Origin of the sequence: Pseudomonas sp. NPDC098740, assembly GCF_044760065.1 — a bacterium.
In the GTDB taxonomy this organism is placed as follows: domain Bacteria; phylum Pseudomonadota; class Gammaproteobacteria; order Pseudomonadales; family Pseudomonadaceae; genus Aquipseudomonas; species Aquipseudomonas rossensis.
In genome coordinates, this window is the sequence record NZ_JBIWAM010000003.1 from 334272 (window position 1) to 349610 (window position 15339).

The window sequence follows — 15339 nt, forward strand, 5'->3', positions numbered from 1 at the left end:
AAAGAGTGTCTATGGAATGCCGCTGCTTGTGGACAGCTGGCAGGGGGTGAGAGTTTCAGTGCTCATTAGATCGCCTTCGCGAGCAGGCTCGCTCCCACAGGGTGTTGTGATCGACACATAACCCATGTGGGAGTGAGCCTGCTCGCGAAGGTGTCAGGTCAGGCAACATCCCATTCAGGAATACTGAACCTCGATCTCATCAAGCTGATGATCAAAGCTTTTGAGCCGTGCGGTCCATGTATAGACCAGCACTTCGAAGTCGCGATTGATCACCGCCGTGCCGCTTGGGGATTCCGAGCGCGGGTCGCAGAAGTCCAGTTGATAACGTCCGCGGGCCATGGCGTTGGCGACATCGGAGAGTTCACGGGCGTTGTTGAGCCAGTGCCAGCCGTCCTCGGACACTTGCTTGTCCAGCGCCTGGCATTGTTTTTTCAGGGTTTCGAGGCTTTTTTCCAGCGGCGTGCCGGTGAGTTCGCCCATGACTTCCTGGAACGTACGCCCCGGTTGCCAGTAACTGCCCCAGAAATACCGATCGAACACCGTTTCGACACGGCGCAGCGCGACCTTGGTGTCCCAGATCAGCACCAGTGTCTTGCCTTGTTCGAGCTGTCTTTTTTTGATGCGCTGGCCCTGAAGCGAAGCCCAGGCCACCACCACGATTGCCATCACGGCAATCAGCGCTGAAGCACTGTCGAGGAATACCAGCGCCTTGTCGATCTGGTGGGCCAGCATGATGCCGTAGAAATAGGTGGCCGACAGCAACACCAATGCCGCTATAGCGCACCAGAAGCCGGGAGCATAAGGGTTTTTCATTATTGGAATCCCCATGACCAACGCGAGCCTTGATTGATGAGTTCGACGCGCGACCTCATCAAATCAAAGCATAGCAACGGCCTCAGGGTTTGCCGGAGTTCGTGCCTTGCGTTCGTCCGCTTTCCCACCCGCCACCCAAGGCCAGGAACAAATCGATCTGGCTCATGGCAACCTGCGTGCTGGCAGAAGCCAGTTGCGCCCGCACGTCGGTGTAGGTGCGGGTCGCTTGCAAGTCCGCCAGGAACGATGCGCGACCGGCCTGGAAGAAGCGGTGAGTCTGGTCTGCCGCCAGTTGCGCCGATTGCTCGGCGTCGGCCAGTGCGTCGCGACGTTGCAGCAACGCGGAGTACTGGGCCAGGCCGGTTTGGGTTTCGCGGATGGCGTTTAGCACCACGCCATCGAAATGTGCCAGCGCGCCTTGGGTCGTTGCTTCGGCCTCGCGAATGCGTGCGCGGGAGCCGTTGGACGGCACGGTCCAGGTCAACAACGGCCCGAAGCCCCAGCGATTGGTCGCCGGTTTGCCGAGGTTTTCCAGGATGCCGACGGTACCGACGGTCGCGCCGATGCTGATGTCCGGGTACAACTCGCCGGTGGCGATGCCGATGCCGGCAGTCGCGGCAGCCAGTCGTCGCTCGGCTTGTCGCACATCGGGACGGCGCTTGAGCAACATCGCGCCGTCACCGACCGGCAACAATTGAGCAATTTTCGGCAGTTCCGCGCAGTCGCTGGTGCCTGGCGGCAATTGGTCGACAGGTTTGGCCAACAGCATCGACAAGCGGAACAACCCGGCCTGACGCGCGGCCTCATAACGCGGCATGTCGGCGCGCAGGGATTTGAATTGGGTTTGCGAGCGGGTGACCTGGGTTTCGTCACCGCGCCCGGCGTCACGCAGACGCTGGATCAGCGTGGTGCTCTGGGCTTGCAAGTCGAGGGAGTGCTGGGCGATTTCCTGCTCTTCGTTGGCTGCGCAGACTTGGGTGTAGGCCCGAACGACGTCGGCCACCAGAGTGATTCGTGCGGTATCGGCTGCGGCTTGAGTCGCATCGGCATTGGCCTTGGCCGCTTCGATGCCGCGCTGCAACGTGCCAAACAGGTCGAACTGATACGAGGTGGTAATGCCAATGTCGCCGACGTTGGCCACGGGCACTTTCTCCGGTAGCAAGAACGCTTCGCCGGACTCCTGCAATCGCTGGGCGCCCATCTTCACGCCGCCGCTCCAGCCACCGGCCGCTTGAGCTTCATCGACCTGCGCGCGGGCTCGGGAAAGGTTCGCCGCCGCCACGCGTAAATCAGTGTTGGAGGCCATGGCCTGCTCGACCAATTGATCGAGGCGCCGGTCCTGATACAAGCGCCACCAGTCGCCGGGCACCGGTGCCGAGACGACATTTTTGCCGTTCTCCGCCAAGTCGCCCTGCAAGTCTTCACGGTGTACGGCGGCCTCGTCCGGCAAGTGATAATCCGGCCCGACCACCTGACAGGCCGACAGCAACAGGCCTAACCCGGCGATAGCCAAACCCGAGGCCCTGCTCATTTCGCGGGCTCCTGCTGGTGGTCATCCATAATAGAAACCGTCGCCGTGCGACCGGCGATCATGCGGAAATCGGCCGGCACATCATCGAAGGCGATCCGCACCGGAATCCGCTGGGCCAGCCGCACCCAGCTGAACGCCGGATTGACGTTGGGCAGTAGGTTGCTACCGCTGCTGCGGTCGCGGTCTTCGATGCCGGCGACGATGCTTTCCACATGCCCGCGCAGGCGAGCTCGGTCGCCGATCACCCGAATATCGACGCTCTGGCCGACATGAATGCCGTCCAGTTTGGTTTCTTCAAAATAACCGTCGATGTGGAACGAATTGCTGTCCACCACCGACAACACCGGACGCCCGGCGGTGACGAATTCCTGGTTGCGCGGTGCACGGTCGTTGACGTAACCATCCACCGGGCTGCGGATGGTCGAGCGGTCGAGGTTGAGCTGGGCGCTGTCCACCGCCACCTGGGCCTCCATCAACGCCACTTCGGCGCGGGCCACCCGGGACTGGCTCTCTTCCAGTTGCTCACCCGGCACCAGATTGCCGAGGCCACGGTTACGCTTGGCTTCGCGTTGCGCCTGCGCCAGGGTTTCCTGACGGTCGGCGACCGCCGCCTTGGCCTGACGCAGGGCCAGTTTGAAACGGTCCTGATCAATGCTGAACAGCACCTGGCCACGTTTCACTAATTGGTTGTCCCGCACGTCGACTCGCTGGATCAGCCCGGACACGTCCGGTGCGATCTGCACGATATCGGCACGGATGTGGCCGTCCCGGGTCCAGGGCGCGAACATGTAATACATCACCATGCGCCAGACCACGACAACGGCGAAGGTCACGATCAGCAGGGTCAGCACCACGCGACCGAGGGTCAAAAAAGGTTTTTTCATGTCATCAGGTATCGACTGAGTGAGTCCACGGCGCCGAGCAGCACAGCGTAGAGAGCCACGTTAAACAATGCCCGGTGCCAGACCAGACGGTAAAAGTGCAGACGCGTCAGCAACCCGTGCACCAGCAGGAACAACACATACGTAATGCCCATCAGCACCAGCAGCGTGGGCAGAAACACCCCGCTGATATCCAGGTCACCGATCATAAAGGCGCTCCATCGATGCCATGGGGAAGCGGTTCTTCGAGCTCGCCGGTGCCGACGAATTCCACCCCTGGCAGCAGCGACAGGCGCAGGCCGCTCAGGGCGTGCAGCAAATGCAGACGCGCACCTTCATCGCACTCCGTGTTGAGGGCACGGCGGGTGCGGTCCAGGGTCATCAGCAACGGACTCGGCGCCGGCAAACGTTCGCCAGCCTTGAGGCAGGCCTTGAAATACTCACCCACCTCGGCCACCACCTGGTGCAGCAGCGCTTGCGGTACGCCGAGTACTCGCGGTGTATAGGCGAGCAAGTCCAGCAGGTTTAGCGCCACGCGCACTTCCCGCAGGGCGATGCCCGTGTCTTGGCCGGTCATGGCCAGGCGCGGTAGATGCTGCATCAGGCGATCGAGCATCTGCACACCCAAGTGCCGGTGCTCAGACAACGTCGCCGGCTCGGTCAGGCTGACAATGTCGCGCCAGCTGAAACGGGTCAGGCGCTTGGCCGCCAGTTCGGCGCCGAACGGCCGGGCGATCAGGGTCCAGACGAAGGCGAACAACAAGCCCACGGGACCGGCCAGGTTGGAGTTGGCGAAGCTGAGGAAATCCGCGTCGTAGGCGCCCTGAATACTGATGAAGGACGAGGTGTTGACGAGGGTCAGCAGCATGCCCAGATAGAACTGCGGCTTGACCGTCAGGGTGCCGATGCAAATGAACGGCACGGCAAACGCCAGCACCAGCATCGGGAAGTCATGCAGGTTGGGCAGGACCAGAAACAGATAAAGACTGGCGAATAACACCGACATCGCCGTCCAGAAAAAGAACCGGTAGATCTGCGGCGCCGGGTCGTCCATCGAGGCGAAAAAGCTGCATGCCACCGCCGCCAGAATCACCGCGGCGCCACCGTCGGTCCAGCCAAGCAGAATCCACAGCACCGAAGCGACGATGATGGCGGTGACCGTGGACGCCGCCGAATAGAGCATCAGCCCGCGGTCGAGAAACGGCGACAGCCGACCAAGCCGCCAGTGCCGATAGACCGCGCGCCAGCTGTCCTGGCTTTCGCACTGGATGGCGTACTGCAGACTGCGACAGTCCTGCCACACATCGATCCACTCGCCGAGGCGATACAGGGCGTTGGAGAACAGCAGCTGCTTGCGATCATCCAACGCTTCGGCGGACGGTTGCAGTGCTTCGAGTTGATCTTTCAGCGCTTGCCAGCGCTCGAGGTCGGCGTCTTTGTGGTCGAGCCATTCAGTGGTCGCGGCCAGCAGCGGCGCGAACTTATCCACAAGCTCGGGCGTGCGCCGCTCAAGGGCATAGAGCGCGTCTTCGAGGGCGTCGATCACTGGCAGCAGGTGAATCATGCGACCGCGCAGTTCCTTGGTGTTGCGCACCGTTTGCGGCCGCGCGCCTTCGTGGGGCAACTGGCCGATCATCAATTCCAGCGAGTTGAAAGTCGCGACCATCGACGAACGCAGCGCGCTCACTTCGTCCGGCAGCACGTTGCGGCTGAGGAAACGCAGGCTATACGTCGAGGCAGCGGCAAACCATGTGTTCACCGAATCGTTGAACACCGGCGCCAGCCGCCGGGGCCAGAACATGGCGCCGACCACTGCCGCCACCGCGATGCCGAGGAAGATTTCTTCCGTCCGCGCTTCGGCCACGTCCCACACCCCCAACGGGTTATCCACCACCGGCAGGGCGATCAGCGGCAAGGTGTAACCGGCGAGCATCAGGGCGTAACTGTTGGCCGTGCGCAGGTGCAGCGACAGAAACAACAGAATCCCGGTCCACAGCGCGATGACCACCACCAGCACATAGGGGCTCTGGACAAACATCGGCACGAAAAAAACCGCCGCGGCGGCACCGAGAAGGGTGCCGACTGCGCGGTACAGCGCCTTGGAACTGGTAGGGCCAACAAACGGACTGGAAACGATGTAGACCGTGGCCATCGCCCAGTAAGGCCGGGGCATTTGCATGAGCATGGCGATGTACAACGCGATCATCGATGCCGCGAACGTTCGTACACCGTAGAACCAGTCCCGCGCCGGGGGCATGCCGGTCAAAAATCCACTCAAGGGTTGATCACCGGCAGATGATTGGCCGATTCAAAAGCCCTCAGTACCCGCAACGCCGCTTCCAGATCACGCTGATCGATCCCTTCGAGCACTTCATGGCGCAAGCGCACCAGCTCGATTTCGACAGCTTGCACCAATTCACGACCCGTCTCGGTCAGGCTCAGGCATTTGGCGCGCCGGTCATGGGCGTCTTCGGTGCGGCAGACGTAGCCGGCATGACACAACTGATCCAGCAGGCGCACCAGGGACGGGCTCTCCATCCCGGCCGCCTGCGCCACCGTCACCTGCCGCACACCCTCGCCCAAACGCCCGATCATCAACAACGGAACGGCGCAGGCTTCGGAGATTCCATAGTTGACCAGCGTGGTCTGGCAGATCTTCCGCCAATGCCTGGCGGCCACCACCATGGAGCTGCTGATGTTCATCTGGAGAGCGTCGAGGTTCTTCGGCACGAGGGGAAACACACACTGTTAGTTTGCTAACTATCAATATGGCATTTGAAGGGAAAGTTGGTCAAGTTTTGAAACAAATTGGGGGTCATGACCCATGACTAGCTTCGGCAGGAATCACCGTAGCATTCGAAACTGCGTAACGCTTTGCGACCGGACCGAGACTTAACCAATGACTAAACCTCCTGAATCAGAATCTGAAAGCAACCTGGATTCTGCATACTCAAAGCAGTACCGCCATTTCCTGCAAAGGAAAGTGGACGCGGCACGGCTATCACAGCGTCAAGGCCAATACTTCAGCAATGAAGAGATCGAAACTGAATTTGCCGCCAAGCGCGCGCAGGCGGCGGAATAAGAAAGGTCGGAGACTATTAACGTTTCTTGGCTCGGTCGTAAACAGCACTACGTTCACGCTTGCCCACTGCCACCACAGAAACGACTACTCGCTCATCAATAACCTCGTACACCAACCTGTACCCCGATGACCGCAGCTTGATTTTGTAGCAGTCAGGCATTCCATGTAATGAATCTGAGGGCACTCGCGGGAGCTCAAGTCGCTCTGCCAGTTTCTTTTTGAATTGCTCGCGCAATGTATGACCCAGTTTGTCCCACTCCTTGCGTGCGGACGGCAGGAATTCGAGCTTATAGGTCATCCAGATTTACCGGGATCGGCGTTTCATGCCTGCGTGAGCGAACAATTTCCGCCAACTCGAGGTCATCGAGCCGCTCCATCATGGCCTCGAAAACATCGGCCGGGACCATGTAACCCATAACTCGATTGTGATTCAGCACCGCGACAGCCCCACCATGGGCGCCACTCAAGACCGCCGATGGATTTTTCTTCAACTCAGACACACTGACAGCCATGTCGGCCAGAACATTTTGCATAATTAAGACCTCAATTCAGGTCACGATTCTGGTCTATTCACACTTTATGAGCAACATAGAAAAAACCCTGAAATTGGATGTCCACCCAGATTTTTTACCACTCACCAGTTTTTTTTACATTTCGCCATTTTTCTCTCAGATTTTTTTACACCCCCCGCCCCTTCCGCAACAGCACATCCAGCTGATCCACCACCTCCGCCCAATCCGCGTCATCCAGAATGTCGTCACGCAAGAAATCTGCTTGGCTCTTGGACCAGAAGAACGCATCCGCCAAATGCAATTCAGGCTTGAGCGGTGAATGGGTGGCGATGAATTTGTCGATGCTTTCGGCGTCATCAGGCAGGCCGAGTTGTTTGAACAGGTTGGGGAGACTGTGGGTCGGGGATTCCATGGTGGGCTCCTTTGTAATGGCAAAAAATTGGGTGACTGCTGCGCAGTCAATCGCGAGCAAGCTCGCTCCCACAGGAATCGCGTAACCCTGTGGGAGCGAGCTTGCTCGCGATGACGGCGCCACTGACGCCGCAAAAACTACTGACTCAACTCGCACACTTCAGCATGCGGCACCATTTTCAGGAATTCCGGCATGCTCATGTGCACCAGATTGTTGTGGTTACCCGCCTCCAGGTAGATGTCTTTCTGCCGGGTCAGCAGTGGGTCGATGACCATGTCCATGCCATAGGATTCGCCCAACGCAGGCACCGCGCCGCGTTCGCAATCCTGGAACAGATGCGCCAGGGTGCTTTCCCGGGTGATCTGCCATTCGCCACTGCCGCGTACTTTGCTCAAGTCCAGGTGACGGCTCGCTGGCAGCACAGCCATCAGGAAATGACCGTGGTGGTCGTCGAGGATCACCGATTTGGCCACCCGTTCGGCAGGAATACCCGCGACCCGCGCCGTTTCAAGGCTGCTGGCCGAGTGCGGATGGGTGACGATGTCAAATTCGCAGTGAGCCTTATTGAGGCTGTCCTGCACAGTTCTTGCCATACGCATGATGCACCTCGGAGTCCGCAATAACGTTTCGCGGACAATGGTTAAACCTTTTCTCTCCACTAAAAGTCTAGGCCCGCTGGCGCAATCGCGCGGGAAATCTGCCCGCCGGAACAACGTCAACAACTGATCAAAATTCGTACAATTCAGAGCTCAGCTAGACTGTATAAAGAACCATCAATGACTCTCCCGGAGGGTCACGTGAACACTCGTTGTTGTGCAGTTGCGCTGCTGTTGGCCTTGAGCGGATCGGTATTCGCGGAGGACACCGTCGTCTTGCTGGTGCCCAACCCCATCGGGATCTGGCTGATCACGTTCGGCATCGCGTTTCTGATCGCCGAGGCAGCCCTGCCCAATTACGGCGTGATCGGTCTGGGCGGCATTGTAATGTTCGTGATCGGTGCGGTAATTCTGACCAACACCGAGGTGCCGGTTCCGTTGATGATCGGCCTGGGCCTGATCAGTGCCCTGTTGCTGATTTTCCTGCTGATCCACGCCCTCAAAACCCGACCGCGCGAAAACGTCAGTGGCGATGCAGGACTGGTTGGCAGCGTGACCCCGGTGATGTCGCTGACCGGCAATGCCTACAACGGTTGGGTGCACCTGCAAGGAGAAAAGTGGCAAGTGCTCAGCGCCACGCCGCTGCAACCCGGGCAAAGGGTCCGGGTGGTGGCACGCAAGGGATTATTGCTGGAAGTGGCCGCGGCTGACGCGGCGCCGGGTGGAGAATAACCATGGGCCTGCAACTGGGTTTTGCCGCGCTGCTGTTACTGGTGATTGCATTGGCGGGGTCGACCTTCCGCATCCTGCGCGAATACGAGCGCGGGGTAGTGTTCCAGCTCGGGCGCTTCTGGCAGGTCAAAGGCCCTGGTTTGATCCTGCTGATTCCGGTGGTGCAGCAAATGGTTCGCGTCGACTTGCGTACCGTGGTCCTCGACGTGCCGCCACAAGACGTGATCACCCGCGACAACGTCTCGGTCAAGGTCAACGCGGTGCTGTATTTCCGTGTACTCGATCCGCAGAAAGCGATTATTCAGGTCGAAGACTTTCTCATGGCCACCAGCCAATTGGCTCAAACCACGTTGCGGGCGGTGCTCGGTAAACACGAACTTGATGAACTGCTCGCCGAACGTGAGCGGTTGAACATCGACATCCAGCAAGTGCTCGACGCCCAGACCGACGCCTGGGGCATCAAGGTCGCCAACGTCGAGATCAAGCACGTAGACCTCAACGAATCGATGGTCCGCGCCATCGCCAGACAGGCCGAAGCCGAGCGGGAACGCCGGGCCAAAGTCATCCACGCCGAGGGTGAATTGCAGGCCTCGGAAAAACTCATGCAGGCCGCTGAAATGCTCGGGCGCCAGCCTGGGGCCATGCAGTTGCGGTATATGCAGACGTTGAGTTCGATTGCCGGGGACAAGACGTCGACGATCGTCTTTCCGCTGCCGATCGAGTTGCTCAAGGGGATGGCGGATTTGTCGTCCAAAGAGTGACCTTCACCACAGACACCAACGTCCGGTAGCCCCGTCGGAGATTTCCTTCAAGTTGTAGCGGTGTTGGTGAACTTGTTACGGCCCAAACCCAGGTCTAGTCTGGCCTTGTCACTGAAAAAACGGTGACACGGACGTGCAAGTCCGACGAAACTGTTTAGGGCGCAATTGCCATGGCTCATTGCTTTATGGCGGCTGCGCGCAGGAGATCCTCGGATCTGCTGGGTGTCCTAAACAGTCCCGGTCTTGCACACCTGCGCACGGCTGCCACCTAATTCGCGTGCAAACGAACGGTGACGGCTCCCACTTACTGTTTAGGGTATTTCATATGATCAAGGTAACTCCGAATCCTCCAGAGCACTCTGGAACCGATTCCCAAGAAGCTCTCGAAGCCGAAAAACTCAAAGAAGCCGCAGACCGCGCCTTCGCCCACTACTTCCCCCCGACCACCGAAAAACCGCCCAAGCACCGCAAAGGCAACCTCTTCACCGTCGCCCCCGATGTCAACACCGAAACCCTTCTGGCCAACGCCTCCGAAGACCTGCTGTCCATCAGCGCCATCGCTGCCAATCTGGCGGACGATGTGGACGGGACACGGCGCTCCGTAGCCCTGGCGCTCAGCCGCATGGCCGATGGCGTGCAGTTGCTCGTAGAGCGAGCGCTGGATCATTGGGAGGAGTCGGAGATCATGCAGGCTCGGGTCAAGGTTTAGCCGGGTAGGTTTGTGGTGAGTTGACCACCTATATCGCGAGCAAGCTCGCTCCCACAGGGGTTATGTGATCGACACACATCCAATGTGGGAGCGAGCTTGCTCGCGATGAGGCCATCAGCCCCGCAGAGAACTACCGCTCGTGCAACGCCTCGGCCCGCGCCCGAATAATCGGCTTAAGCAGATAGCTCAGCACAGTCTTCTTACCCGTGATGATATCCACCGAAGCCACCATCCCCGGGATGATCAGCAACGGCTTTTCATCCGTCCCCAGGTGGCTGCGATCAGTGCGCAGCTTGATGATGTAGTAAGTGGTTTTCTTGTCTTCGTCGGTAATGGTGTCGGCACCGATCTGTTCAAGCTTGGCCTTCAGCCCACCATAAACGGTGTAGTCATACGCCGTGAACTTCACTGTCGCCTCTTGCCCCGGACGCAGAAACGCAATGTCTTGCGGGCGAATTTTCGCTTCCACCAGCAAGGTGTCATCCAGCGGTACGATTTCTACCAGGTCGCTACCCGGCTGGATTACGCCGCCAATGGTGTTCACCAGCAACTTGTTGACGATGCCACGCACCGGCGATGTCACCAGCGTCCGGCTGACCCGGTCTTCCAGCGCCTTGCCGGTGGCCTGGGCCTTGTTCAGATCAGTGCGTGCCTCATTGAGTTGAGTCAGTGCTTCGCTGCGGAATTTGCCGCGAGTCTCGTCGATCTTGCGCTGCACTTCCTTGATCGCCGACTGGGCGCGAGGAATGGCCAGGGTGGTCGCGTCCAGTTGCCCGCGGGTTTCAACCTCGGCACGCTTGAGTCGCAGCACTTCAACCGGCGATACCGCGCCTTGGGCCACCAACGGCTCGGACATGTCGATTTCCTGACGCTGCAACGCGAGGCCGTTACGGTACTGCGACTGCTTGGAGGTGAACTCGCGCAGCTCTTGCTGACGCTGGATCAACTGCTCCGCCAAACCACCAATCTCATCGTGCAGTTGCTGACGGCGACTGATGTACAGCGACTCCTCGCTGGCCGCCTGACCAGGTACAGCCTTCAGCACGTCAGCGGGGAAGTTCAGCGGACGGTCATCGACTTCCGCGCTCAAGCGCTCTACTCGCAGCAGCATCGACAGCCGATCGGCTTCGGTTTCGCCGACGTTGGAGGCGAATCGCGTGTCGTCCAGGCGAATCAGCGGTGCGCCGGCCTCGACGATCTGCCCTTCGGTCACGAACAACTCAGAGACGATGCCGCCCTCAAGGTTCTGGATTTTCTGGATCTTGGACGACGGAATGGCTTTGCCGTCGCCCTTGGTGACTTCGTCGATCACGGCGAAGTTGGCCCAAAGCATCAGGAACACGAAGAAGCCGATGATCGCCCAGATGGTCAGCCGCACCACACGTGGGGCATCTTCGATCAGCGCTTTGTTGACCTCGGGAAGTGGCTGGCCATGCAGCGAATCGGAGCCTTTGAAATAACGGCCGATCGAATTCTTGAAACCCGACTTAAGCAACACTGATCTGCCCCTTCTTCAACGCTTCCATCACGGCGGCTTTCGGGCCGTCGGCGAGAATCTGCCCGCGGTCGATGACGATCAGACGATCCACCAGCGACAACAGCGAAGCCCGGTGCGTCACCAGCACCACGGTCTTGTTTTCAACCACCGCCGCGAGGCGTTGCTTGAGGCGTTCTTCGCCGGTGTTGTCCATGGCGCTGGTCGGTTCGTCGAGCAGCAGGATCGGCGGGTTGAGCAGCAACGCACGGGCCAGGGCAACGTTCTGGCGCTGACCGCCAGACAGGTTCTGCCCACGCTCGCCGACTTGCAGCTCATAACCTTGCGGGTGCAGACGGGCGAATTCGTGGACGCCGGCCAGTTCGGCAGCTTGCAGCACCATTTCGTCTTCAACATAGTGCGCACCCGACACCAGGTTGTCGCGCAGGGTCCCGGCAAGCAATTGGATGTCCTGAGCCACGTAGCCGATGTTGTGGCGCAATTCGCTGACGTCGATCTGACGGATATCGACGCCATCCACCAACAGGGCGCCGTCGTCCGGCTGGTAGAGGCCTACGAGCAGTTTGGCCAGGGAGCTTTTACCCGAGCCGCTGCGCCCGATGATGCCGATCTTCTCGCCAGGTTTGATGATCAGGTTGATGTTCTTCAGCGCCGCGTTCTGTTGGTTCGGGTAGGTGAAGTTCATCTGCCGGCATTCGATGGCGCCTTGCAGCACCTTGCGGCTCAGTGGGCGTTCCTCGAAGTTGCGCTCTTGCGGCAGCTCCATCATTTGATCGACCGAAGTCATGGTTACCCGCGCTTGCTGGTAACGCGTCAGCAGGCCAGACAGTGAGGCCAGCGGGCTGAGCGCACGGCCGCTGAGCATGTAGCAGGCGATCAAACCGCCCATGCTCAGGTGACCGTCGATGATCTGGTACACGCCGAAGACGATCATGATCACCCCCGCCAGTTGCTGGATCAGCAAGGTGATGTTCATCGCCAGACCGGAGAGCATTTTCACTCGCAACTCGAGGCGGCTGAGGGTGCCGATGGTCTGCTCCCACTGATATTGGCGCTCGCTTTCGGCGTTGTTGACCTTCACTGCATCGAGGCCGGCGAGGGTTTCGATCAGGCTCGACTGACGCTCGGCGCCCAGGGCCATGGTTCGCTCCATGGTCGCCACCAGCGGCTTCTGCAAGGCATAGCCGATGAGCAGGGCAATCGGGAACGCCAGCACCGGAATCCACACCAGATGCCCGCCGAGAATCGCGATGACCATGAAGATCAGCAGCGTAAACGGCAGGTCGATCAGGCTGGTGAGGGTCAGCGAAGCCAGGAAATCGCGCAGGCTCTGAAACTCATGGATGTTCTGGGCAAAGCTGCCGACCCGCGCCGGGCGGTACTTCATGGCCATGCCGACGATGCGCTCGAACAACGTGGCCGAGATGATCAGGTCGGTTTTCTTCCCGGCCAGGTCCAGGCAGAGGCTGCGCAAGCTCTTGAGGATCAGGTCGAACAGGTAAGCCCCGGTGATGCCGATGGCCAACACCCACAGGGTCGATTCGGCCTGGTTCGGCACGACGCGGTCGTAGACGTTCATCACGAACAGCGGCGCGGCCATGGCAATGATGTTGATCAGGAAACTGGCGGCGATGGCGTCGGCGTACAGCCAGCGCGACCGCTTGAGGGTGTCGCGGAACCACGAGCGTGCGCGCGGGATCAGCGTGCCGTGATTGACGTCGAATTTGTGCTGGGGTTGAGCGAAGAACACTTTGCCGATGTAGTCATCGGCCAGCAGCTCGCGGCTGACAACGCTTTCGCCGCCATCGCTTTCGCTGAGCAGCAGGCGCGCCTGGTCGTCACCGTGCCAGCCGAGCAGGACGGCACTGCGACCATCCTTGAGCAGCAACAGCGCCGGCATGGCAATCGCCGGGATCTGCTCCAGTTTGCGGACCAGCACCCGCCCTTGCAGGCCGGCGCGGGCTGCCGCGCGGGGCAGCAATTCAACGCTCAGCCGCTGCTTGGGCAACGGCAGGCCGGTGGTCAACATCGCGGCGCTGGCCGGTTTCTGATGCAAGGTGCAAAGAGCCAGCAAGCCGTCCAGTAGCGGATCGTCGTGCAGCGCGCGTGGATCATGAATGAGTTGAACTCGACTGACTTCTGATTCCACGCTCGGCACACTCTTGGCTAACAATTGAACAATGAAGGTTCTGCTCAATTCATACCGGGCAGTTGAACCTTGGGCTTCACGTCGTTTTGCACGACGGATGCCAACGGTGCGACCACTCCCTGGCTCTTGAGCAACTCGCCCATGGTCGCCTTGATTCGGTACTGAGTAAATAACTGAATGTTCTTGATCTCCGCCAGGCGACGAGAAGCCGAGAACAGCTCGTTTTCACTGTCGAGCAGGTCGAGCAAGGTGCGCTCGCCGAGACCGAACTGCTTTTGATAGGCGGTGCGCACGCGGGTGCTGTGATCGACATATTGCTGAGCGATCGGCACTTGGGCATTGGCGTTGTTCAATGCATTCCAGGCCAGGCCCAGCTCTTCGTTCAACACGCGCAAGGCGTTGTTGCGAATATCCAGTGCCTGGTTGGACTGGTAGGACTTGGATTCCAGATCAGCCTTGTTGCTGCCACCGGCATACAGATTGAAGCGCATGCGCAACATGGCCTGCCATTCATTGCTGTGACCGTTCTGGCCGTCGAGATCGTTGTCGGCAGAACGACCCAATTCGGCATCGAAGCGCGGGTAGAAGCTCGACTTGGCGGCTGCGTACTGTTTCTCGGCAGCGACGATGTCGGATTCGGCGGAACGCAGGATCGGGCTGTTCTCCAGCATCTGCGCCCGGGCTTCATTCAGGTTGGCGGGCAACAGCGCCATGAAATCGGAAGGACGCTCCAGCTGATCGGGCATCTGGCCGACGGCGCTGAGGAAGTTGGTCTCGGCGTCCGCCAGGTTGGTCTGCTCGGTGATCAGGTTGTTGCGGGCCTGGGCCATACGCGCTTCGGCCTGATCGAGGTCGGCGCCGCTGCCCACGCCACGCTGGGTGCGCAACTTGATCTGGTCGAAAATCCGTTCGTGGCTCTTCAGGTTCTCGGTTGCCAGGCGTACGAATTCGCGGCGGGTCAGTACATCGAGATACACCTGAGCGACGGTGAGCGCGGTGCGTTCGGACGTGCCCAGCAAGGAGTAAGCGCGGGAGTTAACGGTGGCTTGTTGACGCCCCACTTCACTCGACGTCGCAAAACCGTCAAACACCATTTGTGACAACCGCACGCTCGACTCGCTGCGGTTCAGGGTTTCCCAGTGATTGTTGTTGCCGGCGGCACGCGTGGTGACGCTGTCAGTGCCTTCGCGCCCATAGCCGCCCAGCAGATCGACCCGTGGGAGGTATCCACCTTTTGCTGCCTTTAACTGATAATCCGCGGCCAAACGACTGTTAACGCCTGCCTGGATTTCCGGATGGACATCCAGTGCCTGTTGCATGGCCTCCGGAAGGGACTGCGCCTGAACAAAACTGGCGGCAAGGGCGAAGGGTAAAGCCTTGAGCAGGTGCAAACGCATGGTTGGAGTTTCCAGGAATTACTTGTCTTGAATCACTGCAGAATGTGCCGCTGCATCGGATGATGACAACCGGAATGACCGTATGTCGGAAAGTTGCATTTTGGAACTGCGTCACACTCTCTGGCACGGGCCAGCGCTTAAATATCAATGTGACATTACAGGGGCGAGTGTTTAGGATGGCGTGCGCAAGGTCAATAGTTTGGCATAAAGTTTATAACGAAAAAATATAGCCAATTTGTTGACGAATAACTGCGTCAAAGTTGTGCCTC

General features: G+C 59.5%; 17 protein-coding genes. 4 read left to right on the forward strand and 13 right to left on the reverse strand.

Annotated features, from left to right (window positions below; translation table 11 throughout):
* Positions 1 to 174: 174 nt before the first annotated feature.
* From ACIQU2_RS05935 to ACIQU2_RS05960, 6 genes are all read right to left on the reverse strand, one after another.
* Positions 175 to 813: an NADH:ubiquinone oxidoreductase subunit N gene (locus tag ACIQU2_RS05935; RefSeq protein ID WP_403139361.1), complete on the reverse strand. Its 639-nt coding sequence runs from the start codon at positions 811 to 813 to the stop codon at positions 175 to 177.
* 82 nt (positions 814 to 895) lie between these two features.
* A complete protein-coding gene (locus ACIQU2_RS05940; protein WP_403139363.1) occupies positions 896 to 2344 on the reverse strand; it encodes an efflux transporter outer membrane subunit in 1449 nt (482 codons plus the stop codon).
* Positions 2341 to 3228 (reverse strand): efflux RND transporter periplasmic adaptor subunit, encoded by an 888-nt coding sequence (locus ACIQU2_RS05945; protein ID WP_403139364.1) that lies wholly within the window; start codon positions 3226 to 3228, stop codon positions 2341 to 2343. Before ACIQU2_RS05945 ends, ACIQU2_RS05940 begins: the two co-directional genes overlap by 4 nt.
* Complete coding sequence (locus tag ACIQU2_RS05950) at positions 3225 to 3434, reverse strand: DUF1656 domain-containing protein (RefSeq protein ID WP_033058629.1); 210 nt, start codon at positions 3432 to 3434, stop codon at positions 3225 to 3227. Before ACIQU2_RS05950 ends, ACIQU2_RS05945 begins: the two co-directional genes overlap by 4 nt.
* The gene (locus ACIQU2_RS05955; RefSeq protein WP_403139365.1) at positions 3431 to 5503 is read right to left on the reverse strand and encodes an FUSC family protein; all 2073 of its coding nucleotides are present in this window, start codon (positions 5501 to 5503) and stop codon (positions 3431 to 3433) included. The genes ACIQU2_RS05950 and ACIQU2_RS05955 overlap by 4 nt, the downstream gene beginning before the upstream one ends.
* Complete coding sequence (locus ACIQU2_RS05960; RefSeq protein WP_056745708.1) at positions 5500 to 5928, reverse strand: MarR family winged helix-turn-helix transcriptional regulator; 429 nt, start codon at positions 5926 to 5928, stop codon at positions 5500 to 5502. The genes ACIQU2_RS05955 and ACIQU2_RS05960 overlap by 4 nt, the downstream gene beginning before the upstream one ends.
* Positions 5929 to 6124: 196 nt before the next feature.
* On the opposite strand from ACIQU2_RS05960, the gene ACIQU2_RS05965 reads away from it, so the two are divergent.
* Entirely contained in the window at positions 6125 to 6307 is a 183-nt protein-coding gene (locus ACIQU2_RS05965) for a hypothetical protein (protein WP_347803066.1), read from the forward strand.
* Between the two features lie 16 nt (positions 6308 to 6323).
* Here ACIQU2_RS05965 and ACIQU2_RS05970 read toward each other — a convergent pair whose 3' ends face one another.
* The 4 genes from ACIQU2_RS05970 to ACIQU2_RS05985 all read right to left on the reverse strand — a co-directional run bounded on the left by ACIQU2_RS05970 (position 6324) and on the right by ACIQU2_RS05985 (position 7830).
* Entirely contained in the window at positions 6324 to 6605 is a 282-nt protein-coding gene (locus ACIQU2_RS05970) for a type II toxin-antitoxin system RelE/ParE family toxin (protein ID WP_008148142.1), read from the reverse strand.
* Entirely contained in the window at positions 6595 to 6840 is a 246-nt protein-coding gene (locus ACIQU2_RS05975) for a type II toxin-antitoxin system Phd/YefM family antitoxin (RefSeq protein ID WP_347803064.1), read from the reverse strand. Before ACIQU2_RS05975 ends, ACIQU2_RS05970 begins: the two co-directional genes overlap by 11 nt.
* A gap of 145 nt (positions 6841 to 6985) precedes the next feature.
* Positions 6986 to 7231, reverse strand: coding sequence for a DUF2789 domain-containing protein (locus ACIQU2_RS05980; RefSeq protein ID WP_046047265.1), 246 nt, complete (start codon positions 7229 to 7231; stop codon positions 6986 to 6988).
* Between the two features lie 137 nt (positions 7232 to 7368).
* Complete coding sequence (locus ACIQU2_RS05985) at positions 7369 to 7830, reverse strand: aminoacyl-tRNA deacylase (RefSeq protein ID WP_403139368.1); 462 nt, start codon at positions 7828 to 7830, stop codon at positions 7369 to 7371.
* A gap of 198 nt (positions 7831 to 8028) precedes the next feature.
* On the opposite strand from ACIQU2_RS05985, the gene ACIQU2_RS05990 reads away from it, so the two are divergent.
* The 3 genes from ACIQU2_RS05990 to ACIQU2_RS06000 all read left to right on the forward strand — a co-directional run bounded on the left by ACIQU2_RS05990 (position 8029) and on the right by ACIQU2_RS06000 (position 10029).
* Complete coding sequence (locus tag ACIQU2_RS05990) at positions 8029 to 8559, forward strand: NfeD family protein (protein WP_403139370.1); 531 nt, start codon at positions 8029 to 8031, stop codon at positions 8557 to 8559.
* Between the two features lie 2 nt (positions 8560 to 8561).
* The gene (locus tag ACIQU2_RS05995; RefSeq protein ID WP_403139372.1) at positions 8562 to 9320 is read left to right on the forward strand and encodes a slipin family protein; all 759 of its coding nucleotides are present in this window, start codon (positions 8562 to 8564) and stop codon (positions 9318 to 9320) included.
* 325 nt (positions 9321 to 9645) lie between these two features.
* Positions 9646 to 10029, forward strand: a complete 384-nt coding sequence (locus ACIQU2_RS06000) for a DUF6124 family protein (RefSeq protein WP_403139374.1) — start codon at positions 9646 to 9648, stop codon at positions 10027 to 10029.
* 130 nt (positions 10030 to 10159) lie between these two features.
* Here the strand turns inward: ACIQU2_RS06000 and ACIQU2_RS06005 are convergent, their stop codons facing one another.
* The 3 genes from ACIQU2_RS06005 to ACIQU2_RS06015 are packed head-to-tail and all read right to left on the reverse strand — an operon-like array spanning position 10160 to position 15070.
* Positions 10160 to 11527 carry an HlyD family type I secretion periplasmic adaptor subunit gene (locus tag ACIQU2_RS06005; protein WP_403139375.1) on the reverse strand — a complete coding sequence of 456 codons (1368 nt, stop codon included), beginning with the start codon at positions 11525 to 11527 and terminating at the stop codon, positions 10160 to 10162.
* Complete coding sequence (locus ACIQU2_RS06010; RefSeq protein WP_347803059.1) at positions 11517 to 13673, reverse strand: type I secretion system permease/ATPase; 2157 nt, start codon at positions 13671 to 13673, stop codon at positions 11517 to 11519. Before ACIQU2_RS06010 ends, ACIQU2_RS06005 begins: the two co-directional genes overlap by 11 nt.
* 44 nt (positions 13674 to 13717) lie before the next feature.
* A complete protein-coding gene (locus ACIQU2_RS06015) occupies positions 13718 to 15070 on the reverse strand; it encodes a TolC family outer membrane protein (RefSeq protein ID WP_403139376.1) in 1353 nt (450 codons plus the stop codon).
* Between the last annotated feature and the right edge of the window lie 269 nt (positions 15071 to 15339).